At 52.1% G+C, this 25,773-nt stretch carries 21 protein-coding genes; 18 read left to right on the plus strand and 3 right to left on the minus strand.

The window, feature by feature from the left end; all coding sequences use genetic code 11:
* Positions 1-3: 3 nt before the first annotated feature.
* The 10 genes from ACI6NM_RS15335 (at position 4) to ACI6NM_RS15380 (ending at position 15,401) form a co-directional block, all read left to right on the plus strand.
* Positions 4-900: a DctP family TRAP transporter solute-binding subunit gene (locus tag ACI6NM_RS15335; RefSeq protein WP_438500997.1), complete on the plus strand. Its 897-nt coding sequence runs from the start codon at positions 4-6 to the stop codon at positions 898-900.
* Between the two features lie 29 nt (positions 901-929).
* Positions 930-1,436: a TRAP transporter small permease gene (locus ACI6NM_RS15340; protein ID WP_262427209.1), complete on the plus strand. Its 507-nt coding sequence runs from the start codon at positions 930-932 to the stop codon at positions 1,434-1,436.
* The gene (locus tag ACI6NM_RS15345) at positions 1,426-2,703 is read left to right on the plus strand and encodes a TRAP transporter large permease (protein ID WP_316451104.1); all 1,278 of its coding nucleotides are present in this window, start codon (positions 1,426-1,428) and stop codon (positions 2,701-2,703) included. The genes ACI6NM_RS15340 and ACI6NM_RS15345 overlap by 11 nt, the downstream gene beginning before the upstream one ends.
* An 842-nt stretch (positions 2,704-3,545) precedes the next feature.
* Entirely contained in the window at positions 3,546-9,341 is a 5,796-nt protein-coding gene (locus ACI6NM_RS15350) for an S-layer homology domain-containing protein (RefSeq protein WP_262427208.1), read from the plus strand.
* A 346-nt stretch (positions 9,342-9,687) separates the two neighbouring features.
* Positions 9,688-10,068 (plus strand): PadR family transcriptional regulator, encoded by a 381-nt coding sequence (locus ACI6NM_RS15355; RefSeq protein ID WP_262427207.1) that lies wholly within the window; start codon positions 9,688-9,690, stop codon positions 10,066-10,068.
* Complete coding sequence (locus ACI6NM_RS15360; RefSeq protein ID WP_262427206.1) at positions 10,065-11,468, plus strand: DUF2812 domain-containing protein; 1,404 nt, start codon at positions 10,065-10,067, stop codon at positions 11,466-11,468. The genes ACI6NM_RS15355 and ACI6NM_RS15360 overlap by 4 nt, the downstream gene beginning before the upstream one ends.
* A gap of 24 nt (positions 11,469-11,492) precedes the next feature.
* Positions 11,493-13,094 (plus strand): N-acyl-D-amino-acid deacylase family protein, encoded by a 1,602-nt coding sequence (locus ACI6NM_RS15365; RefSeq protein ID WP_262427205.1) that lies wholly within the window; start codon positions 11,493-11,495, stop codon positions 13,092-13,094.
* Positions 13,095-13,342: 248 nt separating this feature from the next.
* Entirely contained in the window at positions 13,343-13,711 is a 369-nt protein-coding gene (locus ACI6NM_RS15370; RefSeq protein WP_262427204.1) for a helix-turn-helix domain-containing protein, read from the plus strand.
* 68 nt (positions 13,712-13,779) lie between these two features.
* Complete coding sequence (locus ACI6NM_RS15375) at positions 13,780-14,562, plus strand: ImmA/IrrE family metallo-endopeptidase (RefSeq protein ID WP_262427203.1); 783 nt, start codon at positions 13,780-13,782, stop codon at positions 14,560-14,562.
* Positions 14,559-15,401 (plus strand): hypothetical protein, encoded by an 843-nt coding sequence (locus ACI6NM_RS15380; protein ID WP_262427202.1) that lies wholly within the window; start codon positions 14,559-14,561, stop codon positions 15,399-15,401. Before ACI6NM_RS15375 ends, ACI6NM_RS15380 begins: the two co-directional genes overlap by 4 nt.
* Before the next feature lie 399 nt (positions 15,402-15,800).
* On the opposite strand, the gene ACI6NM_RS15385 is transcribed toward ACI6NM_RS15380, so the two are convergent.
* Positions 15,801-16,172 (minus strand): metal-dependent transcriptional regulator, encoded by a 372-nt coding sequence (locus tag ACI6NM_RS15385; protein ID WP_022273212.1) that lies wholly within the window; start codon positions 16,170-16,172, stop codon positions 15,801-15,803.
* A 201-nt stretch (positions 16,173-16,373) separates the two neighbouring features.
* Here ACI6NM_RS15385 and ACI6NM_RS15390 point away from each other — a divergent pair, with 201 nt between their 5' ends.
* The 3 genes from ACI6NM_RS15390 to ACI6NM_RS15400 are packed head-to-tail and all read left to right on the plus strand — an operon-like array spanning position 16,374 to position 17,714.
* Entirely contained in the window at positions 16,374-16,655 is a 282-nt protein-coding gene (locus ACI6NM_RS15390; protein ID WP_022273211.1) for a DUF2325 domain-containing protein, read from the plus strand.
* Positions 16,656-16,672: 17 nt separating this feature from the next.
* Positions 16,673-17,263, plus strand: a complete 591-nt coding sequence (locus tag ACI6NM_RS15395) for a DUF3793 family protein (RefSeq protein WP_262427201.1) — start codon at positions 16,673-16,675, stop codon at positions 17,261-17,263.
* A gap of 19 nt (positions 17,264-17,282) precedes the next feature.
* On the plus strand, positions 17,283-17,714 hold the full coding sequence (locus tag ACI6NM_RS15400) for a flavodoxin (RefSeq protein WP_262427200.1): 432 nt from the start codon (positions 17,283-17,285) through the stop codon (positions 17,712-17,714).
* Between the two features lie 30 nt (positions 17,715-17,744).
* Here ACI6NM_RS15400 and ACI6NM_RS15405 read toward each other — a convergent pair whose 3' ends face one another.
* Positions 17,745-19,055 (minus strand): helix-turn-helix domain-containing protein, encoded by a 1,311-nt coding sequence (locus ACI6NM_RS15405; RefSeq protein WP_262427199.1) that lies wholly within the window; start codon positions 19,053-19,055, stop codon positions 17,745-17,747.
* Positions 19,056-19,498: 443 nt separating this feature from the next.
* On the opposite strand from ACI6NM_RS15405, the gene gdhA reads away from it, so the two are divergent.
* The 5 genes from gdhA (at position 19,499) to ACI6NM_RS15430 (ending at position 24,743) form a co-directional block, all read left to right on the plus strand.
* A complete protein-coding gene (gene gdhA, locus ACI6NM_RS15410; protein WP_158358446.1) occupies positions 19,499-20,851 on the plus strand; it encodes an NADP-specific glutamate dehydrogenase in 1,353 nt (450 codons plus the stop codon).
* Between the two features lie 201 nt (positions 20,852-21,052).
* Complete coding sequence (locus tag ACI6NM_RS15415; RefSeq protein ID WP_022273206.1) at positions 21,053-22,021, plus strand: hydroxyacid dehydrogenase; 969 nt, start codon at positions 21,053-21,055, stop codon at positions 22,019-22,021.
* A gap of 79 nt (positions 22,022-22,100) precedes the next feature.
* Positions 22,101-23,279: a M20 metallopeptidase family protein gene (locus ACI6NM_RS15420; protein WP_022273205.1), complete on the plus strand. Its 1,179-nt coding sequence runs from the start codon at positions 22,101-22,103 to the stop codon at positions 23,277-23,279.
* Between the two features lie 133 nt (positions 23,280-23,412).
* Positions 23,413-23,979 carry an RNA polymerase sigma factor gene (locus ACI6NM_RS15425; protein WP_022273204.1) on the plus strand — a complete coding sequence of 189 codons (567 nt, stop codon included), beginning with the start codon at positions 23,413-23,415 and terminating at the stop codon, positions 23,977-23,979.
* A complete protein-coding gene (locus ACI6NM_RS15430; protein WP_262427198.1) occupies positions 23,961-24,743 on the plus strand; it encodes a DUF4179 domain-containing protein in 783 nt (260 codons plus the stop codon). Before ACI6NM_RS15425 ends, ACI6NM_RS15430 begins: the two co-directional genes overlap by 19 nt.
* 109 nt (positions 24,744-24,852) lie before the next feature.
* Here the strand turns inward: ACI6NM_RS15430 and aroE are convergent, their stop codons facing one another.
* Positions 24,853-25,722 (minus strand): shikimate dehydrogenase, encoded by an 870-nt coding sequence (gene aroE, locus ACI6NM_RS15435; protein ID WP_022273201.1) that lies wholly within the window; start codon positions 25,720-25,722, stop codon positions 24,853-24,855.
* Between the last annotated feature and the right edge of the window lie 51 nt (positions 25,723-25,773).

Here is a 25,773-nt window from a genome sequence, read left to right on the forward strand (position 1 = left end):
GACGTGGCAGAATCCCATCCGTCCCATAAGGCATTTGTAGAGAAATTCCAGAATGCTTTACAGAATGCCAGCAATGGAAACATTACTGTGGAACTTTATCCAAACTCCCAGCTGGGCTCTCTGGCAGAAAATATGGAGGCGATGCGAATCGGAGATCTTGAAATGGCTGCATTGAATGATTCCATTGTTGCGGGTATTGTACCAGAGTACAATCTGGTAGGCCTTCCTTTCCTCTGGACATCCCTGGATGCAGCTCATGAAGCCATGGACGGAGATTTTGGACAGGCTCTGGACAAGAAGCTGGAAGAGCAGGCAGGGATCACAACACTCGCATGGGGAGATGTGGGATTCCGTAATCTGACCAACTCCAAACATTCGGTCACTTCTCCGGATGATCTGAAGGGATTAAAGATCCGTACCATGACAAATAATCTGCATGTGGAATATTTTACGGCCCTGGGAGCGATTCCGACGCCCATGTCCTTCTCTGAACTTTTTACTGCCTTGCAGCAGAAAACAGTGGATGGACAGGAAAATCCTACGGCACTGATCTACAACAATGCTTTATATGAAGCCCAGAAATATATGAGCGTTTCCGAGCATGTTTTTACAGCGGTGGCTCTTAATATTGCTTCTGATTTTTACAACAGTCTGCCAGAGGACTACCAGGCAGCGATTAAAGAAGCGGCAGAGAATACCATGGAGTATCAGCGGGAGCTGATCACAGAAGAGAATGAAAGTCTTCTTTCTGAAATCGAAGCGGCCGGCGTGGAGGTGACGGTCCTTACGGATGAGCAGAAGGCGGCTTTCCAGAAGGTGGCTGAGGATACAGTTTACAAGACTGCCGCAGAAACCTATGGACAGGAACTGATCGATATGGCTGCAAATCATAACAAGTAGCTGCGTTTAAGAAGAGGAGATGTCTGCTTATGAAGGTCCTGAAACTGATAGATGAAAAGCTGGAGGAGATTTTCCTGGTCATCATTCTCATCGCGGCGGTTGTGATCGTGGCTATGCAGGTTGTGACCCGGTATGTATTTAAAATTCCGCTTCCATGGAGCGAAGAGATCGCCCGTTATCTTTTCCTGTGGCTGACCTGGGTGGGGGCTTCCTATGCCACCAAGGAAAGAAAACACGTAAGCATTGATCTTGTGTATGAGAAGCTGCCGGAAAAGGGGCAGATGATCTGTAAGGTGATCACTAATATAATCTGGCTGGTATTTCTCCTTATGATGGTGCAGCTTTCCATGAAACTGACCCTGAGCGTGGCCTCTGGCGGCCAGACAGCTACCGGCAGCGGGATTCCCATGTGGATCCCCTATGCATCTATCCCCACCGGCATGGGGCTGATGGCTTTTCGGCTGATACAGAACTGCTATAAGGATGTAAAAGCGTATACAGAAAAAAAGAGGGAGGCGAATGTGAATGGTAATTAAGATTCTCGTCCTGTTTGGAACCATGTTCCTTCTCATGATGATCGGCTCTCCCATTGCAGTAGCTCTGGGAGTGGCTACCATGGTTACCATGACGGCCACTACAAATATCAGTCTGACAACCATGTCGACGGCCTGTCTGAGTGGGCTGGATTCCTTTCCTCTGATGGCAATCCCGTTTTTTATGCTGGCCGGAAATCTGATGAAATCAGGCGGCATATCCCGAAGGATCCTGGATTTTGCTGATGCTGTTGTGGGCTGGGTAACGGGAAGCGTCGGAATGGTAACTGTCGTGGCATCCATGTTTTTTGCGGCTCTTTCTGGTTCATCTCCGGCAACTGTGACAGCAATTGGAGGCATCACGATCCCGGAGATGAAAGAGGAGGGATATGATCCGGCATATGCTACGGCTATTACAGCGGCAGCTGGCACCATTGGTGTTATCATTCCTCCAAGTATTCCATTTGTAATCTATGGAGTTGCCGCTCAGTGCTCGATTTCTGATCTTTTCCTGGCTGGTATTATTCCTGGGATCCTTATCGGTGTAGTTCTCATGATCGTAAACTATGTGACCGCGAAAAAATGCGGATTTGGACATACAAAAAAGTTCCATGCAGGTCATCTGCTCCGTACTTTGGGTGACTCCATATGGGCACTTTTGGTCCCGGTAATCATTCTTGGAGGAATTTATGGTGGAATCTTTACCCCTACGGAATCAGCAGTAGCGGCAATCATCTATTCCATTTTTGTAGGCGTATTTATTTACCATGAACTGGATCTGAAGAGTATTTTAGAAGCGTTTAAAGAAACGGCGCTGATCAATGGGCAGACCACATTTCTGGTTGGAATTTCCATGGCATTTGCAAGATTTCTGACTATGTCCCAGGTTCCAGGAACCCTTGCAAAGGGTATTTTAGGTATCAGCAATCCCATTGCGATCCTTCTTGTGATCAACCTGTTTCTTCTGGTGGTAGGATGCTTTATTGATAATATTTCTTCCACAGTGATCCTGACGCCGATCCTTTTACCGATCGTGGCAGGGATCGGGATGAGTCCGATCCAGTTTGGTATCGTTATGACTGTGAATCTGGCTATTGGATTTATTACGCCTCCCTATGGATGCAATCTGTTCTTCGCATCTGCGATCTCAAATGTATCGGTAGTCGATATTGCAAAAAAGATACTGCCAATGATTGGAGTTATGCTGATCGTTCTGATGGCGCTGACATTTATACCGGCGCTTTCCATAGGAATATTAGATTTTCTGTAAGATCATGACATTTGATGAAGGATGCAGGACGCGCATCCTGCTATCAGCCGTCAGCTATTCACAGCAGCTGGCGGCTGTTTTCTTTCCTCTGACGGCTCGGTCCCTTCGATAATGAGCGGACAGGAAGCTGCTCCCTTAAGGCTCTTTTCTTAAATGCGGCCTCTGGTTTTAAGAGGTTATGAGAGGAGATACGGGTATAAGGCCCAAAGTGGCAGGATCTCTTAGAAAAATCTATTCCGCGCAAACAACACTGTAAAAACAGGAAAATCTTTGCCGCAATGTCAAGTGATGTATTGAAATCTTTTGTTTTTGTTATTTTTAGTTGTGATAAGTTAAATCTGTTTGCAATAGTAAGCGAAAATATAGACAGCCTTGGCGGTTTCTAAAACGGTGCTGGCCGCCGTTTTAAAAGGTCACAAGATGAGGTGCAAATAAAAGGTTAAAAACAGCAGGTGCTCAGAGAAATAAAAGGCCGTTTCTGCGTAAACGACACGATTTGGAACGTAAACGACACTATAAAAGCAGGAAAGCCTATGATATAATAAAATCAGCACCAAAACCCAGATCATATTTTAAGAAGGGGGCTTGACAACCTTGTCTTACCGCCATATGCTCTCAACAAACAAACAAACAAACAAACAAACAAACAAACAAACAAACAAACAAACAAACAAACAAACAAACAAACAAACAAACAAACAAACAAACAGAGGTAGACCTGCCTGTTTTTATGATGTCCATATATCGTTATAACCGAGGAAACAGTTGTCCATTCCGGCCGGATGGATGACCGTTTCCTTTTGTATTTTCTGACCAGCCAGCACAAGAATAGGAGGATGAGCATGAAAAAGAGAAAACGGATGGCCGCGTTTGCGTTGGCGGCGGCGATGGTATTTTCCGCTCTGCCAGTGAATACACTGGCGGTGGAAAAACAGGATCGGGACACTGGCGGTCTATGCATACATCATACGAAGCATACTGCCGATTGCGGCTACACCCCTGCTGCAGACGGCGCGCCCTGCGGACACCAGCACACCGGGGACTGCTATACCCCCGTGATCAGGTGCACCCATGTGCATACAGGGGACTGCTATCCGGCAGAAGGGGGAACGTACAGCACGGCTACCCCATCCGGACCGGATAAGGCTGAACCGGCCGAATGCAGCCACCAGTGCACGGAGGAAAGCGGCTGTGTAAAAAAAGAGCTGGACTGTCCCCATGAACAGGGCGGACACGATGGCGGGTGCGGCTACATCCCTGCCACCAGGGGAACGCCCTGCAGATTTGTGTGTGAGTTCTGCGGGCCGCAGAATGATGGTGAGGACGGCCAGAAGCCGGACGGCGCGAAGCAGACCATCGTCAGCTTTGCGCAGCTGCCGGGGGAGGTCCGGGAACAGAATATCCCGCAGCTTATGGAGGGCGGCAGGGAGACCGCCCCGGTTTTGCCGGACATTCTGGAGGCCGCAGTCCGGCAGGGCGAAGCTGAGCCCCAGAACGTCTCCATTGAGGGCGTGACCTGGACCGCCCAGCCGGAACTTGACCAGGCCGTCCCGGGTGTATACCGGTTTACTCCGGTGCTGCCGGAGGAGTATGCGCTGGCAGAGGGAACGGCGCTTCCTGCCATTGCGGTGACAGTTCTGGGAGCGGACCGGGCGCTGCTTGCGGACACAGCGGTGCAGTTTGACGAGCTTACTCCCGGAGGGACCTACTGGTTCGACCTGTCCGCGATGAAGATCCCGGGAATGGTGAACAGCGTAAAAGATGAAGACGGTGCAGAGCCGGTGCCTGACATGAGCCTTAACTGGGTGCCATTTACCTATACGGGGACGATCAGCGCTTATTCCCGCGACTCAGAAGGTGTAAGCGAGGTTGACAATGTACAAGCCTACGACCACAGTCTGTTTATCGCAGACCATGTTTTGACCCATACCGTAAGCTGGGACGAGCTGAACTCGAAAAACATGATTTTCGGCACAGACTATCAGAGCGGCGGCTTGGACTATACTCTCCGGGCTCCATCTGCGGGAAGCTTCAGCTGGGCGGGTAGTCCCGAAAGTGATGACCTTAGCCTCCCACAGAGCAACGAGTGGACGAATATCCTGTATGCGAATGAGGAAAACAGTTACATCAAAAACTGGAAGGGTATGTACTCCTGGGGACAGGATAGTTACTCAGAAGATACGTCGTATCGTGCGGTCCGCGGAAATGAGCCAGTTCACTTCTGGAACGCCGTTGTGTCCGGCGAGACGTACACGAATGTCGGCTTCCGCCCGGTCCTTGAAGTCCAGGATGCTGAAACGACAGGCTCCGCCGGGCTGGCCGTGGTGGAGATCGACCTCAACGGCGGAAGGATTGGCGGCAGCGCCGACAGTGCCAGGATTGTGGTACAGTCCGGCGGAACCTTTACCGCCCCCACCGGTTATGGTCTGAGCGCCCCGGAGGGCATGGAGTTCGACAGCTGGACGGGGAATGGCCAGACCTATGAGGCAGGTGCGGCTGTTCCGCCTGATGTGGATACTTTAACCGCCCAGTGGAAGCCTTGGGAGGAGCAGTTTGACGAGCTCACTCCCGGCGGGACCTACTGGTTCGACCTGTCTGCGATGGAGATCCCGGGAATGGTGAACAACAAAGGAAATAAGGATGGTGCAGTGCCGGTGCCGGACACGAGCCTTAGCTGGGTGCCCTTTACCTACACCGGGAAGATCAACGCCTATTCCCGCAGCTCGGAAGGCGTAAGTACGAATGACAATGTAGAAGCCTGCGACCACAGCCTGTTTATCGCGGACCATGTTTTGACCCATAACGTAAGCTGGGACGAGCTGAACGCGAAAAACATGATTTTCGGCACAGACTATCAGAGCGGCGGCTTGGATTATACCCTCCGGTCGCCTTCTGTGGGAAGCAGCAACTTTGCTTCTGCATACGATCATCCCCCTCTTCCGCTGAACAACGAGTGGGATACCATTCTTGATAAAGAAAATAATTACCTCAAAAACTGGAAGGGTATGTTCTCCCTGGGGCAGGACAGGTACCTAGGGGATACGTCGGAGTGTATACTTCGAGGGAATTGGACGGATCGCAGCTGGTACAGTATCGCGTCCAGCGAAAAGTACATGAATGCCGGTTTCCGCCCGGTCCTTGAAGTCCAGGATGCTGAGGCGACAGGCTCCGCAGGTCTGACCGTGGTGGAGATCGACCTCAACGGCGGAAGGATCGGCGGCAGTGCCGACAATGTCCGGATCGTGGTACGATCCGGCGGAACCTTTACCGCCCCCACCGGTTATGATCTGGACGCCCCGGAAGAGTGCGTGACCTTCGGCGGCTGGACGGGGAATGGCCAGACCTATAAGGCGGGTGAGGCTGTTCCGTCTGATGTGGATACTCTGACCGCCCGGTGGAAGCCTTGGGAGGAGCAGCTTGACGTCATCCCCGGAGGGACCTACTGGTTCGACCTGTCTGCAATGGAGATCCCGGGAATGGTGAACAACAAAGGAAATGAGGATGGTGCAGTGCCGGTGCCGGACGAGTCCCTCAACTGGGTGCCCTTTACCTATACCGGGAAGATCAGCGCCTATTCCCGCAGTTTGGAAGGCGCTGATCAGAATGTAACAGCTTACAATCACAGTCTGTTTATCGCGGACCATGTTTTGACCCATTCCGTAAGCTGGGACGAGCTGAACGGAAAAAACATGATTTTCGGCACAGGCTATCAGAGCGGCGGTGTGGACTATACCCTCCGGTCGCCTTCTGTGGGAAGCAACTACACTGGTTCTGACGAGAGCGAGCGCGGCATCCCGCTGAACAACGAGTGGGATACTATTCTTGATAAAGAAAATAATTACGTCAAAAACTGGACGGGGATGCATTCCTTGGGACAGGATAGTTACTTAGGGGATACGTCGTTTTGTGTATATCGCGGAAATAAATCAGCTCGCTGGTGGAATGGCGCCAGGTCCAGCGAGGCGGACACGAGTATCGGCTTCCGCCCGGTCCTTGAAGTCCAGGGTGCCGACACGCTGGGCTCTGGCGGTTTACAGGCGGTGAATATCGACCTCAACGGCGGAAGGATCGGCGGCAGCACCGGCAGTGTCAGGATCGTGGTACAGTCCGGTGGAACCTTTACCGCTCCCACCGGCGAGGGGCTGACCCGCCCGGATGGAAACAGCGGCACAGATTTCTGGTGGAGAGGAAGCGATGGCAGGGCGTACAGTCCAGGCAATGAAGTTTCCTCTACGGTTGCTGCCTTGACGGCACAGTGGACCAGGATCCCGCCAGAGAGCACTCCGGCGATCCGCATTGATTACGCAAATGAAAAACTGACAGGCTTTGATGGGACCGCTGGCTATACCATCAATGATGAGCCCGTATCCCCCGGTCTGGACGGCGCCCTTTCTATCCGCAGCGGATGGCTTGGCACCAGGCTTTCCATCGTGAAAAGGGGCAGCGGCCCCGCAGCAGTGGACAGCGATCCGCAGACCCTCCCGATCCCAGCCCGTCCTGCCGCCCCCAGCGGCCTGCTGGGCGTGAATGAAACCGTCGCGGGGGACAACAACGGCAGGATCACCGGTGTTTCTGCCGCCATGGAGTACCGGAAAGAAGGTGAAAACGCCTGGACAGGCTGCAGCGGGAGCGCTGTTGAAAAACTGGCCCCCGGCGTCTATCTTGTACGTTTGAAAGCCACGGGGAATGATTTTGCCAGTGAAGCGGCCCGGGTGGAGATCCGGACAGGGGCGGAGCGGATCTACACGCTGAATGTGACCGCTCCCGTCTTTGACGAGGTGACGGCTGGCTATTCCCAGCCAGGGGCAAAGGCCATCAGGATCACCAGCTCCGGCAACAGCGATGCCACGGTTTCCAGTGTGGGCTTAAACGGCGATACGGCGGCCTTTATCCTCAACAAAACGGAGGGAACGACTGTCCCGGCAGGCGGCGAGGATACGTCCTACACGATCCGGCCCGCTGCCGGCCTGGGCGCTGGCACCCACAGGGCCGCCATCACCGTGGCCTACAACGACGGGGCCGCCGCTGCGGCAGAGGTGAGCTTTACAGTCACCCAGAAGCCTGGCGGAGGAGACGACGATACCCCTGGTACCGGAGACAGCGGTTCCTCCTCCGACGATGAGGATGAACCCTCTGATGATGATGCCTCCATCACCAGGCGGCCCGGCAGGGATGGAACGGATGCTCCCGCCACGGCGGTGGGGGAGAAGGTCAGTGTGGACAGCCAGGGCAGCGGGACCATCGGAAAGACCGCTGTGTCGGATGCCATTGAGGCGGCCAGGAATAGTGCGGAAAAGAACGGCAGCCAGAAAAACGGCATTGAGGTGACGATCCCTGTGGAGACTGGAGAAACGCTGGACGGCATCCGGATCACTCTGAAAGCAGATACCCTGGATGCGCTCATTGCCTCCAATGTCAGACGGTTCGCCATCGATACCGACCATATGGCCGACTTTGGTCTTACACTGGAAGCCCTCGGGGAGCTGGACCGCCAGACCAGCGGCGATATCCTCCTGGCGGCAGAGAAGACCACTGATTTCCCGGCGGAAGCCGGGGCGGTCGTTGGAAACCGGCCGGTTTATTCCATCTCCCTGTGGGAAGTGAAGGACGGCCAGGAGACGCGGCTGGACGGACTGAACGGAAAGCCCATCCGGATCGCCATCCCGTACATCCCGAAGAAGGACGAGCAGCCTGGCTGCCTGTATGCAGTCTGTGCAGACGGAAACGGCGGTCTTCAGTGGATCACGGGATCCAGCTACGATGCCGGCCAGAAAGCGGTCATTTTTGGACTGACCCGGACCGGCACCTATGGCGTGGGGTATGATGCACAGGCTCCAGCCTTTACGGACATCGAAAATCACTGGGCAAAGGATCATATTCTCTTTGCCGCCAGCCGGGGCCTGCTGGACGGCACCAGCGCCGCTGCCTTCAGCCCCGACGCCGGCATGACCAGGGGAATGCTTGTGACCGCTCTCGGGCGGCTGGCAGGTATTGATCCGGCAGATCATCCGGCCGGAAGGTTCACCGATGTGGAGGCCGATGCGTACTATGCCCCCTATGCTGCCTGGGCGGCAGACAGGGGAATTGTGGACGGCGTCAGCAGCACCGCCTTCGCCCCGGATGCCGCTGTCAGCCGGGAGCAGATGGCCGTGATCATGAAAAACTACGCCGCCAGTCTGGGCCGTACCATCCCGAAAACCCTGGAGGCAGTGACCTTTGCCGACCATGCAGACATTTCTTCCGGGGCGGCGGAGGCTGTCCGGTCCATGCAGCAGGCGGGCATTCTGGCGGACCGGGCAGACCACCGCTTTGACCCGGCCGGGACCGTTACCCGGGCTGAAGCTGCCGCTGTCCTCAGACGGTTCGTGGAGATAACCATTGATCCCCGGGCCGTAGACGGCTGGACGCAGAATGGCAGCGGCCAGTGGAGCTATTACGCAAACGGAGGGCAGGTAAAAGGCTGGCTTTCCGATGACCAGAGATGGTACTGGCTGGACGGGACCACCGGAAAGATGTTCTCCGGCGGCTGGAAGGAGATCGGCGGCAGGGAGTATTACTTCTATGGAGACGGCTCCATGGCGGCGGATACCACTGTGGACGGAAAGACCGTTGGAGCAGACGGGGCCAGGACGAATTAAATACCGTGTCCTTTTGGGCGCAGGTGACGGAACAGTCATCTGCGCCCTGTTATGTCATGGGAAAGTGTGTCCTATGACATAAAAAACGCTCCGCAGGGACCTCCAGGCGGCGGAAGGAAAATTTGTCCGCAGAAACGGACCGATACAGGAAAGAGGCCCGCGACCGGATTTCTTTCCTGTGGGGCAGAAAACAGAAAAAATAGCCGCTGATAAAATATGCTGGTATAAGGGTTTTTGTTGACAACCTCGATTATCGAGTATACAATAAAATTACAGATGACTGATGATCGGGATCATGGACGGAGACAGGATCTACATATAAGTATATACAAACAGGGGTGATGGCATGGCGAGAGAAAAATTCCACACGCTGACAGAGCAGATGTTTTACGTCCTTCTCTGTCTGGATGAGGAGTGCTGCGGGACGGATATCCTGGACCGGGTGCCGTCCATGACTGGAGGCCGGGTGACCGTGGGCTCCGGAACTCTTTATAACCTGCTGGAGCAGTTTTCAGAGGCCGGGATGATCCGGGAGACAAAGGTGGAGGGGAGACGGAGAAGCTATCTCCTCACCGACGTGGGAAGGGATCGGCTGGACCGGGAATATGAAAGGATCTGCGCTCAGGCCCGGGATTACCAGGAGATATTCGGGAACAGAAAGGCGGAACGGGAGGTTCTGGACACAGGCTGGGAGGGCCCCATGACGGGAAAGGAGGCGCTGGCATGAAGAACAGAAAGAGACAGTTGGAAAACCTTGCTTTTTATGATAAGGCGGCCATTGAAGACCGGGTGGCACGCATGGCGGAAAAGGGATGGCTGGTGGAACAGCCGGGGCCGTATTTCTGGAAATACCGGCGGATCGGACCAAAGAAGCTGGCAGTGAACGTGGTCTATTTTCCCAAGGCCTCAGACTTCGATCCCAGCCCCACGGAGGGCCAGATACAGCTGGAGGAGTTGTGTAAAAGAGACGGCTGGATCCTGGCGGCCCGCTGGGGCCAGATGCAGATCTTTTATAATGAGCAGGAGGATCCGGTGCCCATTGAAACCGATCCGGTGATCCAGGTGGAGACCGTCCGGGCGGCCATGAAAAAGGGGATGCTTCCAGGCCAGCTTCTGCTGGCGGGACTGAGCGTGATGCAGCTTATGGTGCTGGGCGGGCAGCTTTGGGAATCCCCGGTGCGCTTCCTTTCAAGACCGGCCACCGCGTATATGATCCCAGTCTGGTTCCTGGTCCTCTGCGCTGTTTTATGCGAGCTTCTGGGGTATCTGGCCTGGACAAGGCGGGCGGAGAAAGAGGCAGAAAATGGCAGATTTTACGGGCTCCGGGGGAACCGGAGACTGTCCCTGGCTCTGGCTCTCCTGGCTCTTTTCCTCAGCGGGCTGATCCTCTGCCAGATGAGCGGCGGTCCATGGGGATTAGGCTGGCTGGCGGTGGTCCTGGGCGGGATCCTGGCCATGACGGGATCTGTCATATATATCCGGGAGCGTATGAAGAAACGTGGGGCCTCCCGGAAAAAGAATCTCTTTTTTACCATTGGTCTGACAGTGATCATGTCCTCCTGCTTTGTGGCGGCCCTGACGGTCATGATATCCTCTGTGGGGATCACGAAGCGGAGCAGGCCTGTGGGGACCTATGACAAGGGCGGCTGGGAGATGGATGTGTATGACGATCCCATCCCCCTGGAAATGAAGGATCTGAGGGATGCGGGCTGCGATCAATGGTCCACTATGGCGGACCGGGCGGAGACGATATTCCTGGCCCATACGGAATACAGCCAGAAGCCCCTGACAGAGGACCGGTCGGTCCCGGATCTCCGCTATGAGGTGACGGAGGTAAAGGCGGGCTTCTTGTATGGCTTTTTGAAGAAACGGCTGCTCTGGGAGCGGCAGGACGTGGTGACTGACCAGATGGTGGTCATGGCAGACCACTATGAGCCGGTGGATCCGGCACCGTGGAAGGCTCTGGATGCCTACCGGGTATACTGGAGCAGCGGCTATCTCAACGAATATCTGGTATTTTATGAGAACAGGATCCTGGAGATCCGGTTTGGCTGGGAACCATCAAAATGGCAGATGGCCGCGGCGGCGGAAAAGCTGGCGGGGAAAGTGGAAGAAGGTAAAAAATAATATAAATAAAAAGGAGAAAAAGGTATGTATGATCTTTTAATCAAAAACGGAACCGTGGTGGATGGAACGGGAGCGCCCCGTTTCCAGGCGGATGTGGCTGTGAAGGACGGGAAGATCGCCAGGATCGCTCCGGAAATTGCAGAAGGGGCGGAGACGGTGATCGACGCCAGGGGGCTGGTGGTGGCTCCTGGATTCATCGATACCCATACCCATTCCGACGGTACGGTATTCAGCCCGGAGACCACAGGCTACAACCATCTGGAGGACGGGGCCACCACGGAGCTGGCAGGCCAGTGCGGTTCTATGGCGGCTCCGTATTACGGGGAATTTGATCCGTCCCATGGGATCTCCAGGGAAGAATATGAGAGGATCTGTGAAAGCTATACTTCTTACTTTGCCTATGTGGACAGCATTCCCCACGGTGCAAACCTGGCGTTTTTTGCAGGCCAGGGACCTATCCGCGGCAAGGTCATGGGCTTTGGCGACGGAACTCCGGATGAGGAACAGCTGGAACAGATGCGCGGTCTGATGCGGGAGGCCATGGAATGCGGCTGTCTGGGCTTTTCCACGGGCCTTGTATACACACCGTCGGTGTTTGCAGGCACCCATGAGCTGGTGGAGATCGCCAAGGTGGCCCATGAGTACGGCGGCGTATACACCACCCATATCCGCGGGGAAGGAAACCAGCTGAAGGAATCCATCGAGGAGGCACTGGTCATCGGCCGGGAAAGCGGGATCCCTGTAAATATCTCCCATATCAAGGTCATCGGCCGCCAGAACGAAGGAAACAGCCGGGACATTATCCGGTATATTGAAGAAAACCAGAAGGCCGGAATGACCATCACCGCCGACCAGTATCCGTTCACCGGAGGCTCCGCCCCGCTGATCTCCCAGATCCCGCCCAAATATCTGACCGCGGGAAAGGCCGAGGGACTGCGCTGCCTGGCAGAGAGTGCAGAACTGAGAAAGCAGGCGGAGTGGTCCATCTTCCATGAGGCCCATGAGTTTGAGAGCAACATCTACTCCGCGGGCTATGAGGGCTGTCTGATCGCCGGCGCATATAAAACAAAGGAACATATTGGAAAGACTCTGGCGCAGCTGGCAGAGGAACAGGGAAAGACTCCCTTCGACGCCTGCATCGACCTGCTGGCGGCCAACGACGGCATTGTCCAGGGCATTTATTTTTCCCAGAACGACAGCGACCTCTTAAACTTCATGAGCCAGCCTTGGGTGATGTGCGGCAGCGACTGGAGCGATTATGGAGCGGTGGTGGATCGTGAGAAGAAGTATGGAAGCCATCCGAGAGCCATGGGAACCATGGCCCGCCGCCTGGAGCTGATCCGGGACAACGGCCTCTGGACGCTGGAGGATGCCGTTTACCGTCTGACCGGCATGCCGTCAGAGGTCTACGGACTTCCCATGATCGGTAAGCTGAAAGAGGGGCTCAACGCAGACATTACGGTCTTTGATTATAAGAATGTCCGGGCCAACGCCGATTACGACCATCCGTTCCGCAAAAACAACGGGATCGAATACGTCATCGTAAACGGAAAGACCGCGGTAAAGAATGGCGAGTTTACGGGAGTTAAGAATGGAAAGGTCCTTCGGATGAAGAGGGAGAGATAGGAGAAAGCTGCAAAAAGCTTTTTAAAGAGAAATCGCTGAGGCCGTGAGGCTTCAGCGATTTTATTGGTGGGATTGGATAGGGCAATTCGTTGTAGGAATGATGTCACAGCATCTGTTTATGATGAAAGAGGTATCCTGTTCATTTAAGTAGAAAATGTTAAAATGTAAAAAAATATTTTACAATCATATTGATGAATCCTTCATTTTACTATATAATAATGGTGAGAAAATAGAAGGAGGTCATCACAATGAGGTTTGATGAATTATTTGAACAAAGAAGTCTGGTGGCTTCAAAGTTAAAAGAGTGTATTAGAGATAAAGGCTACACGAAAGTGTCCTTTGCCGGCAAGGCGGACATATCACGTCCGACATTAGATCGATTGTTAAATGGTGCTGTTGATAACAAAAGTACATTTGATCGTCATCTGCAGAAGATTTTGAAAGTGCTGAATATGTCAGTAGAAGAGCTGCTGCTTTACCGTTCTGTATCTGCTAAGCCGGTCACAGCAACAGTGTTTTCACAGAATGCCCCTTTGGAACATGAAATGAGCGAAACAGCGAAGAAACAGTATAACCTGCTTCTTGATATTATTGATCTGTGTGAAATATATTATTAAGGTCGCTGAACAAAGGTCCAGTGGACCTTTGTTCAGCGACGGCCGAAGTGAAACGGAGAAGAGCATGTATGAGTGAATTAATAACTGCTGCGAATATAGATTTAGTTATAGAAAAGAATAATGAAATTAGAAATGAAGTGTTGGAGCAGACAATGAAATTGCAGGTGAATCCTGCAATTATGAAGGTTGCATCAGGACCGCAGCTTGCTTTGCTGATTTTACAGGGATTTGGTTTGATTCAGATGCCTATTGAAGACAAATTTTGGAGTGGAGCAATTTTTGTAAAAAGCGGGAAAAGAATACCCGTCCTTAATACAGCACTGCCGCGTGCAAATCAATATTTTGCAGCATGGCATGAAATCTATCATCTTATTTTTGATAAAGTGTCATTTGATCATTTTATTGAAAGAGATAATACGATGGAGGAAAGAAAGGCTGAATGCTTTGCAGCAGGTATGTTGTTGGCGGGTGTTGACAGATATTTTATAGAACTTCCTGAGATGGATTTTGTTTCAAAAATATTCCTCTGTATGTCAGCATTTCAGGCGACCTATAAAGCAGTGTTGGTTTCTCTTTATGAATATGCGGTGCAGAGCGAAAATGAAACACTGGCGAAAAGAATTAAGGAAGTTTTTGACTTGGAATTTGAGGATATGCCACAGAGGTTTCAGAAACTGGGTCTGGATGATAGTCTGGTAAAACCATCTTATGTAGTCAACGCAGCGTCCTTGCAGGAACGGATAAGAAGAAGCAAAGCTACGAATCCAGAACTTAATTACCATAAAGATAATGAAGAATTTCTGATAAATATTATGAAAGAAATCTCTATGATTACGAGGAAGGGAGAATGATGGAAATAACGAGAATCACAAATATTGATAATAATAAGCATATCGCCCTTTTGGACACGTCTTCCATTTCATTTATGCAGGGATTAGAGGGAAAAGGGATACCATCAGATGATATTTTGAGGGATTATGATCTTATTCTTATTCCAGAATGGGTATTGGTGGAAATTAATGATGCTGCAGGCAGAGCAAATTATGTGCAAAAACTGATTGAACTTGGATATCCGATCCATAGTATCGCAGAAGAAGATTATTCGGATCTTACAAACAATGAGGAAGGTAATCTTTATCAGATCGTTCTTGCTTCTACGTATCAGATTGGAAAAATAAAAAGCTATTTACGCCGTTTTGTGGAAAAGGCAGACGTACTTGATATGGATGCATACAAAGACTGGATGAATAAGCTTTATGACGAGTGGCCGATTTCAAGCCAGATGTTACCTTCGGGCAGAATAAAAAAGAAGAATGCCGGAGAGGTTTCTATCACAATTTTGGCAGAAGTAGTTTCCTGGTATTATCCGGAGACGGAGACGCTGACTATATATTCACAAGATAGTGATACGTATGAGTTCCAGCGTAAAGCTGAGGCCAGTTTAAGAGAAATATTTATTTCAAGGACGCCAGTACCAGTTTCGTATAAAAGCAATGATACGATTCTTTGCCAGCTTTTCCGTGATGGGAAAATAAGCATTGAAAATCTGGGGGATTACAGAAAGGATATTCGTAAGATTACTTACAGTAAGGTACAGGATGACCATTCTGTGATTTTAGTAACGGAAGTGGTTGATAATGACCTGTTTTTAGATCTGGTTCAGGATACATCGGTTCATATTGTTTTTTAGTGAATATGAGGAATAAAAAACTTTCATAGACTCCATGAAAAAACGCTGAAGCCTCACGACCTCAGCGATGTTTCTTTCAATGGCTCTTTTTACAGCCTCATTCCTTTTGACGTTGTATTTTGTTGAGCGATTTTAGTAAACGTTGTTTATATTGCTCTAATTCACTTGGAGTTGGCCGATATTTTTCTGCGTACATTTCTTTCTTGTCAAGTTTCCACACCGGTCCCTTTACGGGAATATCACCTTCCCTCCTTGGAAATAAGTGCCAGTGCATATGTATGGCATTACCAGTTCCCAATCGCTCGTAATTTAGTTTATCTGGCTTAAATGCGTCATAAACCGCTTCGCTGACGATCGGCATTTCTTCAAGAAACTACAATTCTGGTTCACATCCTTTTCTTATACGGACGTCTGCTTTAAATGGTCCTTAATGGCGGCAAAGCTCTCCTCGCTGATGACATGCTCGATCCGGCAGGCGTCCTCAGAGGCAGTCTCTCTGCTGACGCCCAGGGATTCCAGCCACTGGGACAGGATCCTGTGGCGCTCATAGATCATTTCCGCGATCTTTTTTCCAGGGGGAGCCAGGGTAATGTGGCCGTTTTCGTCCACGCGGATATGGCCGCTGTTGCGGAGATTCTTCATGGCCACGCTGACGCTGGGCTTGGAAAATCCCAGCTCATTGGCGATATCGATGGAACGGACATATGGCTTATCCAGACTGAGGACCAGTATGGTCTCCAGATAGTTTTCTGCTGATTCCTGTATTTTCAAACAAGCACCCCCAAACATTTTGCAGTGATACCGGAGACAAAAAACCGTCCGCCCGGCATCTTTTACGACCAGTATAGCATAGGAAGATCCAGGGGTCAAATTGAAAAAGCTTGACAAAAGAGTTAGCATATGCTAACTTATAAACATGAGTTAGAGATAACTAACTAAAATAGAAATCACAGACCGGGAAGGAGAATGGATATGAGCGTTGTGATCGTTGGAGGCCATGACCGGATGGTCAGGCAGTATAAGGAGATCTGTGAGGATCATCAATGGAAGGCGAAGGTATTTACCCAGATGCGGACCGGACTGGATAAACAGATCGGATGTCCCGATCTTCTGATCCTGTTTACCAGTACTGTGTCCCATAAAATGATCCGCAGCGTACTGGATGGGATCGACGAGGCCAGGACCAGCGTGGTCCGCTGCCACACCAGCAGTAAGAGCGCCCTTACAGAGATCCTGGAGAATCACAGCGTTTAAGGAAGGAGGAGAGACTCATGAGCGAGGAAGCTTTTCACATTATGACGCAGATGGATCTGGAGGGAGCTGAGACCCAGGCAGTGCTCCAGTGCGCGCCGCTCCTTACGGGGATCAAAATGTCCAACCTCCTCCATGTCCGGGAAGGGCAGCAGAGGGAGGTGGCTTCCATGTTTGAAGCGACGCCGGTTTCCAGCCGGATCCTCTATAAAAAGAATGGACGGATCTCTGTTTTCCTATACAGGGAGCAGCGGCTGAAGCGTTTCCTTTCGGTGGGAAAGGTGCGGAGGCTTTTGGATTCCTTTGGATACAGGGGCATGGAGCTTCCGGAGATCCTGTCCAGGCTTTCGGACCGGTATCAGCGCCATATGGACGGAAGGGGAGAATTCCCCCATGAGATCGGCCTCCTTCTGGGATATCCGCCCGAGGATGTGTCCGGCTTCATCGAAAACGGAGGAAAAAATTTTCTCTGTTCCGGCTACTGGAAGGTCTATAAGGATCCCGCCAGGGCCAGAAGGATCTTTGACGGATACGACAGGGCCAGGGAGGCAGCCATCCGTATGGCGGGAAACGGGACCGGGATCCGGGACATTATAAAATATACATCATAAATCACAGGAGGAAGAATCAATGGATACGATCATCATCGCGTACTGGACACAGACAGGAAATACAAAGGCCATGGCAGAGGCTGTGGGAGAAGGCGTGGAAACAGCCGGGAAAAAGGCAGATGTGCGTCATATTTCGGAGGTATCCATGGACCGCCTGAGGGAGGCTCAGGCGTTTGCCCTGGGCTGCCCGGCCATGGGGGCCGAGGTGCTGGAGGAGGGGGAGATGGAGCCCTTTGTGATGGAAGTGGAGGGCTTTGCCCAGGGAAAAAGGATCGGCCTGTTCGGTTCCTATGGCTGGGGAGACGGCCAGTGGATGCGGGACTGGGAGGACAGGATGAAGGCGGCTGGAGCCGTCCTTGTGGGAAGAGAGGGCGTCATCGCCAGCGAAGCGCCGGACGGGGACGCCCTGGAGCAGTGCAGGGCCCTGGGACGGGAGCTGGCCTCTCTTTAGAAAGCGCCGTCTTCCGGGACAGCCTGTGCTTTAGAAAAAGGTATCAATGAACTGCTCTTTTAAGAAGCGGTACTGCCTTGTGGGCCGCCCCTTTCCTTCCTGGCGGAGGGGCTCGATCTCCTCAATGAGACCGGAATCCAGGAGCTGCTGCAGGATCCGGTTGCAGCTGCGGCTGGTAATATTTAAGAGCTGGGACAGGGAGGAGGCGGTGACCACGGCGTCATTGTCCATCTGGAACAGGCCTACGATCCTCAGAAGATTGCTCTCGTTGATGCCGTTTTCCTGGGAGTAGGCCAGAGCCCTGGTGTTGGAGTAGCTGTAATTTAAGTTCCTGGTAAGGGAGAGCGGTCCGGTGAGGACGTTTTCATCCCCATGGATGATGAAGCCGTCGTTCTTTCCGTAGCGGATGGCTTCCTGGAGGGCCTTTTCTGCCTGGTAATGGCTCTCTCCCAGGGAGTTTCCGAAGCCGGCGCCCAGACGGAATTCCAGGTCCCCTTTCTGATCCAGATAAGAGATCAGATCCTGGATCCGGTCAAAGCTCTTCTTATAAAGATCCGTGTCCATGTCCAGCTCGAACCGGTTGGATACGGAGCGGATGGCAAAGTCATAATGGTATTCCCGGCGGAAGTCCAGAAGATATTTGTGGAGGGTGATCTCCAGATACTCCCGGTCATGGGAGGTGATGTGCTCCGGGTAGATCAGCTTCACCAGGACGATGAGCTTTGTGTCCTGGCTCTGCTGCTTCAGGCGGATGGCATTGACCGCGCTCTTTATGGAGTCACGGATCATCTCCTCTGTGGGCAGGATATGGATGTATGGGATCTTCAGCTTATTGAGCACGTTGAGCTGGTTGGTGGTCCGGGTCAGCATGATATCGATCTTTCCGCCTTTCCACAGCTCCTCGGCCCGTTCCTTTAAGGTCTCATAATTGTATACGGGATTTTCAAACAGGTAAGGCATGTGGGCGGGGGCCAGATACTGCTTCAGGTTCATATAATCGTTGACAGGGGTCAGGAAATCGATGTAGACCCGGGTCAGCGGGATATGGGGATACCGCACCACAAAGTTTAAAAGGATGGACAGGATGTGCTTATCCTCATAGGAGATCAGGGTACAGGGGACCTTGATATCCGGGACATGGGTCAGCATGTAGGAATAGCCCAGCTCCCCGGAGAAGAACATAACGTCGCAGGAATCCTTGCACTGTTCGTAAATATCCTCGATCTCCTCCAGTCGGTCGTACACATATTTATGGAAGAGACAGCCGAAATCCTTCATTGCAATGGCCCGGTCAATGAGATCCATGGATTTCTGTGGGCTTACGATGCTGATGGTGATCATGGAAACGCTCCTTTCTGAGGCGCAAAAAGTCTTTTAATGACAGTTATGTCGATAAATCGCTTTGCAGTAAAATCGTATCACAGATTCTTGACAATGTCAAAAGCGTATGTTAAAATGAAGACAAATAAAAGACGTGAAATGCATAAGTCCGAAATAAAAGAGCTTTTCTGCTGTTTACTTTCCGCCGAGGGAAACGGATGATACGGAGGGGAAACGGAATGGACAAGGGTAGCGATATCCTCGAAACTCCGCAGAATTGCTGGATATTACATATTTTTTCTGAACAGTAGGGACAAAAGATGGAAATATCCTCCCGGAGTGGCTCTTTTATAACCTTAATTGGGACGCAAGTGTCCCATAAAAGCCTTTATGTATTCCGAGTCTCTTATTTTGTGCAGAGCACAGGGGTTAAGTAATCCAAATTTTAAGGAGGTATTTGCGAAATGAGCAAGTATATTGACAGAGTATTGGCGGAAGTTAAAGAGAAAAACGCAAACGAGCCGGAATTCCTTCAGACTGTTGAGGAAGTGTTAGGAACCTTAGCACCGATCGTTGACGCTCATCCGGAATATGAGAAAGTTGCCCTTCTTGAGAGAATGGTAGAGCCGGAGAGAACCATCGAATTCCGTGTTCCGTGGGTTGATGATAATGGCCAGACACATGTTAACCGCGGCTACCGTGTACAGTTCAACGGCGCAATTGGACCGTACAAGGGAGGCTTACGTTTCGCTCCGTCCGTAAATCTGTCTATCATGAAATTCTTAGGTTTCGAGCAGACATTCAAAAACAGCCTTACAACACTCCCCATGGGCGGTGCAAAGGGTGGTTCTGACTTTGACCCCAACGGTAAGAGCGATGCAGAGGTTATGAGATTCTGTCAGTCCTTCATGACTGAGTTATACCGTCACATTGGTCCGGATGTAGATATCCCGGCTGGTGACCTTGGCGTAGGCGCTCGTGAGATCGGCTATCTGTATGGCCAGTACCGTAAGATCCGCGGTGCATTCGAGAACGGCACGATCACAGGTAAGGGACGTTCCTTCGGTGGTTCCGTGATCCGTCCGGAGGCTACTGGTTACGGCGCTGTTTACTACGTAGAAGCTGTTATGAAACACGAGAACGATACACTGGCTGGCAAGACAGTTGCAGTATCCGGCTTCGGTAACGTTGCATGGGGTATCTGTAAGAAGCTTGCTGAGTTAGGCGCAAAGGCAGTTACACTGTCTGGTCCGGACGGATACATCTACGATCCCGACGGAGTTGTAACAGAAGAGAAGATCAACTACATGCTGGAAATGAGAGCATCCGGACGCAACCGCGTTCAGGATTACGCTGACAAGTTTGGCGTACAGTTCTTCCCGGGTGAGAAGCCGTTCGGTCAGAAGGTTGACATCGTTATGCCGGCAGCTATGCAGAACGACGTTCACATGGCAGAGGCTGAGAAGATGGTTGCCAACGGTCTTAAGTACTACATCGAGGTTGCCAATATGCCGACAACAAACGATGCTCTTAAGTACTTAATGAGCCAGCCGAATATGGTTGTTGCTCCGTCCAAGGCTGTAAACGCAGGCGGCGTTCTTGTATCTGGTCTTGAGATGAGCCAGAACTCCGAGAGATACTCCTGGACAGCTGAGGAAGTTGACTCCAAGTTACATCAGATCATGACTGGTATCCATGATGGATCTGCAGAAGTAGCTGAGAGATACGGCTTAGGCTACAACCTGGTTGCAGGTGCTAACCTGGTTGGCTTCCAGAAGGTAGCTGACGCTATGATGGCTCAGGGTATTGCCTGGTAATTAGCTGGCAGTCTATTGAGTGTCTTAACTGAATCCAACTGAAATATTGGGGGCTGTTACGGGTAAATATGCCCGCGGCGGCCCCTTATATATTCCTGGCAGCAGAGGCTTGTAAACCTCTGGTACCGGCGGGGGCGAGAGATCAGAACCCGAAATCCGTTAATATCAATACGATGTACAAATAGGAAGGAAGTATTGGAAATGGCATTTACAGTTTTTTACACCGTTCAGATCAGCGACGTTGCAACAAAGATCTTTGAAGCAGCGGGTGGAAAAGCCGTTGTAACAAACCACTTTTTCGACGAGGCTGGCTACATTGAGGAATTAAAGGCATTAAAGCCGGAAGCGATCATGTGCCGTACAGAGCCCATTACCGCAGCGATGATGGACGCCGCCGGCCCCAATTTAAAGGTCATCGGCAAACAGGGCGCAGGCCTCGATAATATCGACATTGCAGCAGCCACAGAAAGAAAGATCCGCGTGGTATACGCACCGGGCCAGAATGCCCAGTCCGTTGCTGAGCAGGCCGCATTCTTAATGCTGGCATGCGCACGCCGCTATAATTATGTAGACAGACAGTTCCGTTCTGGAAACTACAAGGTACGTTTCGGCTTGACCAATACCTATGAGCTTCAGGGAAAGACCCTGGGTCTTGTGGGCTGCGGCCGTATCGGACGTATGTTAGCCACCATCGCAAAATGTGGTTTTGGCATGAATGTGATCGGTTATGATCCGTTCTTAAAGCAGGAGCAGCTGGGCGACCTGATCACACTTGTGGAGAGCCAGGATGAAGTATTTAAGCAGGCAGATTTTGTGAGCCTCCATACTCCGCTGACTCCGGAGACAGAGCACAGCATTGGTATGAGAGAATTTAAGCTGATGAAACCGACGGCTTCCTTCATCAACGCCAGCCGCGGCGAGGTCGTAAACGAGGCAGAGCTGATCCAGGCTATGCAGGAGAATGTGATCACCTGTGCAGGTCTTGACGTAACAGAGAAAGAGCCGCTGCCGTTGGACAGCCCGTTATACAGCCTTGACAATGTGATCCTGACACCGCATACTGCAGCTACCACAGAGCAGTCTGTGATCCGCTGCTGCGAGACCGTTGCCAACGACATCTGCGCCGTTGTTGACGGGAAAGATGCAAAGTTTGCAGCGAACAAGTTCTAAAAACAGAAAACCATAAATGGGAGGGAACTCCAGCGGCCGGGCCACTGGGGCCCTCCCTTTTTAATAAGGAGGGGATGGCATGGGTACGATGACAGAATCCGCAAAAGCGCTGCTGCCGGAGCTTATAAAGATCCGCAGGGATTTCCATGAATATCCGGAGCTTTCCGGAAAAGAGGAGGAAACGGCTAAAAAGGTGGCTGCTTATTTAAAGGAAATGGGCTGCGACCAGGTGATCGAGCATGTGGGAGGCCATGGCGTCATCGGCGTGATCAAGGGCGCTTCGGAAGGCGGCGTGGTGGCTCTCCGGGCAGATATGGACGCTTTGCAGATCCAGGAGATGAATGAGACGGAGTACAGATCCAGAAATGACGGCGTCATGCACGCCTGCGGCCATGATAACCATATGACCGGGCTTTTGGGAGCGGCAAAGCTCCTTTTAGAGCGGCGGGACCAGATCCATGGTACTGTAAAGCTGGTGTTCCAGCCGGCAGAGGAGTTGTCTCCCGTGGGCGGCTCCAGAGGGATGCTGGAGTCCGGATATCTGGATGACGCGAAGGCGGTCTACGGACTTCATGTATGGCCGGACCTTCCCCATGGAAAGGTGGGAGTAAAGGCAGGTCCCTTAATGGCTGCCACCGACCACTTTACCATTACGATCCACGGAAAGACGGCCCATGGAGCAAAGCCGGACCAGGGCATTGACGCGGTGGTCCTGGGAGCCCAGTTTGTTATGGCGGCCCAGTCCATCGTCAGCCGGAAGGTGGATCCTCTGGATAATGCGGTGGTCACATTCGGGATCTTCAATGCGGGAACCAGGTATAACATCATTGCCGGAGAGTGTGTTCTGGACGGGACCGTAAGGACCCTCAACGAGAACACCAGGGATATGATCGAGGATTCCATGAGAAAGCTCCTGGACGCCATCTGCCTCCAGTCCGGGGCCACAGCGGATATCGTATACGGACGGGGATATCCGGCCCTGGTCAATCACGAAAGGGATGCGGTCCTGATCAAAAAGACGGCTGTGTCCTTATTTGGAGAAGAGGATGTGGTGGATGTTAAGAATCCCGCCATGCCCGCCGAGGACTTTTCCTTCTATCTGAGGGAGAAGGAAGGAGCGTTCGTATGGCTGGGAACCGCCCAGGAGGGAAAGACTCCATGGCCGCTCCACAACAGCCGGTTCGACGTGGACGAGGATATTTTATGGAGAGGGGCCGCGCTTTTAGCCCAGACGGCCATCGACTATCTGAACGCATAAGCGGAGAATTTTATGGGAAGCCGGGGGAAGACTCCGGTTTCCTTTTTCTGTTTTATATTTTTTTGAACCTTTTGACGGCTTCAGTCCTCTATATAGCAGGTGCACCAAATAAGAGGGAAGGAGGAGCAGGCGGATGGAAGAAGCAGAGCTGGTAAGAAAAATGATATCCGGCGATAAAGACGCGTTTGCCGGTTTAATGGAAATATATCAGAAACAGGCTCTGAGAGCTGCGTACCTGATCTCTGGAAACTATGCTGACAGCGAGGATATCGTACAGGAGACCTTTACATCCTGCTATATCAACCGGAAGCAGATCCGGGACCCGGAGGCCTTTAAGGGCTGGTTCTATAAGACCCTGTCCCGGACGGCCTGGAGGGTCTGCCGGAAGGCCAGACGGGAACAGCCTGCAGAGGAAGTGTATCCGGAGGAAAAAGAGGCTCCGGGCGGGCTTTTAAGCCGCGTGATACTGAAGGAGGAGGAGCAGGCCCTTTACCGGGAGATCTTAAGGCTGCCGGTGAAGCAGCGGACCGTGATCATCCTTTATTATTATAATGAGATGACCATAAAGGAGATAGCCGCAGCCTGCGGATGTCTGGAGGGGACCGTCAAATCGCGTCTTTTTCACGGAAAGGCCAGACTAAAGGAAGCCCTGACGAAACAGGATCAAAAAGGAGGCGCCACATGGACGATCTTATCTTAGAAAAAAATTTAAAAGAGACCTTAAATAAGAAGTCAGAGGAAATCGGCGGCTCCCTGGCAGACCAGAGGATCCGTACAAGAGTTTTTGAAGCCATTGAGGAGGAAAAAAATATGAAACATAGGAATTGGAAAAAAACAGTAGTTGCAGCAGCCGCCATCTGTATCCTTGGGACCATGACTGCCGTTGCCGTAGGGCGTCCGGCGTTTATCCTGTCTGGAAGCAGCCGCAATGAGATCGTAAGGGATTATGATCAGGCGGTACAGATGCAGGAGGGTTGTGATGGCCGGGTGAAATCTGTGGAAGGCTTTTCCAACGGATATACCTTTAAGGAGGCAGTCCCCAAGCATGAGGAGACCCAGGATGAAGGGAAAAACCGTCTGGACCAGGGCATGTCCATGGCATTTACCTATGAAAAGGAGGGGATGGAGGACGTGGAGCTTTCCGGAAGCCGCCTCTTTGTGGGGATGCAGGACGAAAGCTCTGCGGATCAGGTCATGACCCTGGAGGACGGTACCGTGCTTTCTTATTCCAGTACGGTCAATAAGTTCGTGCCGCCGGATTATGAGATCACAGAGGAGGAGAAGAAGCTCCAGGAGGAAGGAAAGCTGAACGTGGCCTACGGAAGCGATGAAGTCGAGGTCATGACCTCTGCCGCAGTGACATGGGAACAGGAGGACATCAGCTATTGCCTGTTTACATTTGAAGAGAGTATGAGCGCGGAGGAACTGCTTTCCATGGCAAAAGAGGTGGCAGAGCAGGAATAGAAATAACCTGCCTGGAACGCCATGGGGCGGAAGGAGTTCCTGCCGCAGATAAAGGGGCCGCTGCAAAATAGATGGGAAGTCATCTATAAAGCAGCGGCTCCGCTGCTGTTTAAGAGAAAAACATATTTTTGATCAGGGCCACAGGCATTTCTTTTCCGGTCCAGAGACGGAATGCCTCGGCTCCCTGATAGAGGAGCATATAGGATCCGTTGAAGGCGGGGAGGCCTTTGGCCCGGGCCATGGAAAGGAGTCGGGTCTCCTTTGGATTATAGATGATGTCGGAGACGATGAGGCCGTCCGGAAGGAAGGCTGCGTCGGGAATGGGGCAGGCATCCTCGCTGGGGGCCATTCCCAGGGAGGTGGCGTTGGTCAGGATCCGGCTCTGGGACAGTTCAGAGCGCAGCCGGTCATGGTCGGAAAAATCGCAGAGGCTGATAATGCAGCCGGTCTTTTTCCTCAGCGCCTCTGCCGTTTCCCTGGCCCGGTCATAGAAGCGGCTGGAGGGCCTTAAAAAGACGGAGATTTCCCGTACTCCGTCCAGGGCCGCCTGGACCAGAATGGCTGTTGCAGCTCCTCCGGCTCCCAGGAGGGTCATTTTTTCTCCGGAAATCTGAAAGCCCGCATCCTTTACAGACTGCATATAGCCTGCGCCGTCGGTATTGTGTCCGGTGAGGACGCCGTTGTCGTTTACGACGGTATTTACAGCCCCTATGAGCCGGGCTGCGGGGGAAAGCTGGTCGCAGAGGGACACCATCCTGTTTTTATCGGGCATGGTCAGATTAAAGCCGCGGGCATTCATGGCCTTCAGACCGTCCACGGCGGCGGGAAGGGTCTCTTCGTTTACGTCAAAGGCCAGGTAGCGGTAGTCCAGGTCCAGGGCCTCGAAGGCCGCATTGTGCATCATGGGGGAAATACTGTGGGCACAGGGGCTGCCAAGGAGGCAGATGAGGCCCGTATGCCCGGTGATGGTATGTTTCATATAAGCCTCCAGATAGATTTAATGAAGCTATTATATCAGCGGAGGGAGAAG

Source organism: Pilosibacter sp. YYHA0881 (assembly GCF_051602715.1).
GTDB lineage: Bacteria > Bacillota > Clostridia > Lachnospirales > Lachnospiraceae > Alitiscatomonas > Alitiscatomonas aceti.

Bases quoted from the DNA above. Each gene is read 5' to 3' on its own strand.
- aroE (WP_022273201.1), bottom strand. From the start codon at position 25,722: ATGAAACATACCATCACCGGGCATACGGGCCTCATCTGCCTCCTTGGC.
- ACI6NM_RS15370 (WP_262427204.1), top strand. From the start codon at position 13,343: ATGAGGTTTGATGAATTATTTGAACAAAGAAGTCTGGTGGCTTCAAAG.
- ACI6NM_RS15340 (WP_262427209.1), top strand. From the start codon at position 930: ATGAAGGTCCTGAAACTGATAGATGAAAAGCTGGAGGAGATTTTCCTG.
- ACI6NM_RS15395 (WP_262427201.1), top strand. From the start codon at position 16,673: ATGAGCGAGGAAGCTTTTCACATTATGACGCAGATGGATCTGGAGGGA.
- gdhA (WP_158358446.1), top strand. From the start codon at position 19,499: ATGAGCAAGTATATTGACAGAGTATTGGCGGAAGTTAAAGAGAAAAAC.
- ACI6NM_RS15345 (WP_316451104.1), top strand. From the start codon at position 1,426: ATGGTAATTAAGATTCTCGTCCTGTTTGGAACCATGTTCCTTCTCATG.
- ACI6NM_RS15365 (WP_262427205.1), top strand. From the start codon at position 11,493: ATGTATGATCTTTTAATCAAAAACGGAACCGTGGTGGATGGAACGGGA.
- ACI6NM_RS15415 (WP_022273206.1), top strand. From the start codon at position 21,053: ATGGCATTTACAGTTTTTTACACCGTTCAGATCAGCGACGTTGCAACA.
- ACI6NM_RS15380 (WP_262427202.1), top strand. From the start codon at position 14,559: ATGATGGAAATAACGAGAATCACAAATATTGATAATAATAAGCATATC.
- ACI6NM_RS15400 (WP_262427200.1), top strand. From the start codon at position 17,283: ATGGATACGATCATCATCGCGTACTGGACACAGACAGGAAATACAAAG.
- ACI6NM_RS15430 (WP_262427198.1), top strand. From the start codon at position 23,961: ATGGACGATCTTATCTTAGAAAAAAATTTAAAAGAGACCTTAAATAAG.
- ACI6NM_RS15405 (WP_262427199.1), bottom strand. From the start codon at position 19,055: ATGATCACCATCAGCATCGTAAGCCCACAGAAATCCATGGATCTCATT.
- ACI6NM_RS15390 (WP_022273211.1), top strand. From the start codon at position 16,374: ATGAGCGTTGTGATCGTTGGAGGCCATGACCGGATGGTCAGGCAGTAT.
- ACI6NM_RS15350 (WP_262427208.1), top strand. From the start codon at position 3,546: ATGAAAAAGAGAAAACGGATGGCCGCGTTTGCGTTGGCGGCGGCGATG.
- ACI6NM_RS15355 (WP_262427207.1), top strand. From the start codon at position 9,688: ATGGCGAGAGAAAAATTCCACACGCTGACAGAGCAGATGTTTTACGTC.
- ACI6NM_RS15360 (WP_262427206.1), top strand. From the start codon at position 10,065: ATGAAGAACAGAAAGAGACAGTTGGAAAACCTTGCTTTTTATGATAAG.
- ACI6NM_RS15375 (WP_262427203.1), top strand. From the start codon at position 13,780: ATGAGTGAATTAATAACTGCTGCGAATATAGATTTAGTTATAGAAAAG.
- ACI6NM_RS15425 (WP_022273204.1), top strand. From the start codon at position 23,413: ATGGAAGAAGCAGAGCTGGTAAGAAAAATGATATCCGGCGATAAAGAC.
- ACI6NM_RS15420 (WP_022273205.1), top strand. From the start codon at position 22,101: ATGGGTACGATGACAGAATCCGCAAAAGCGCTGCTGCCGGAGCTTATA.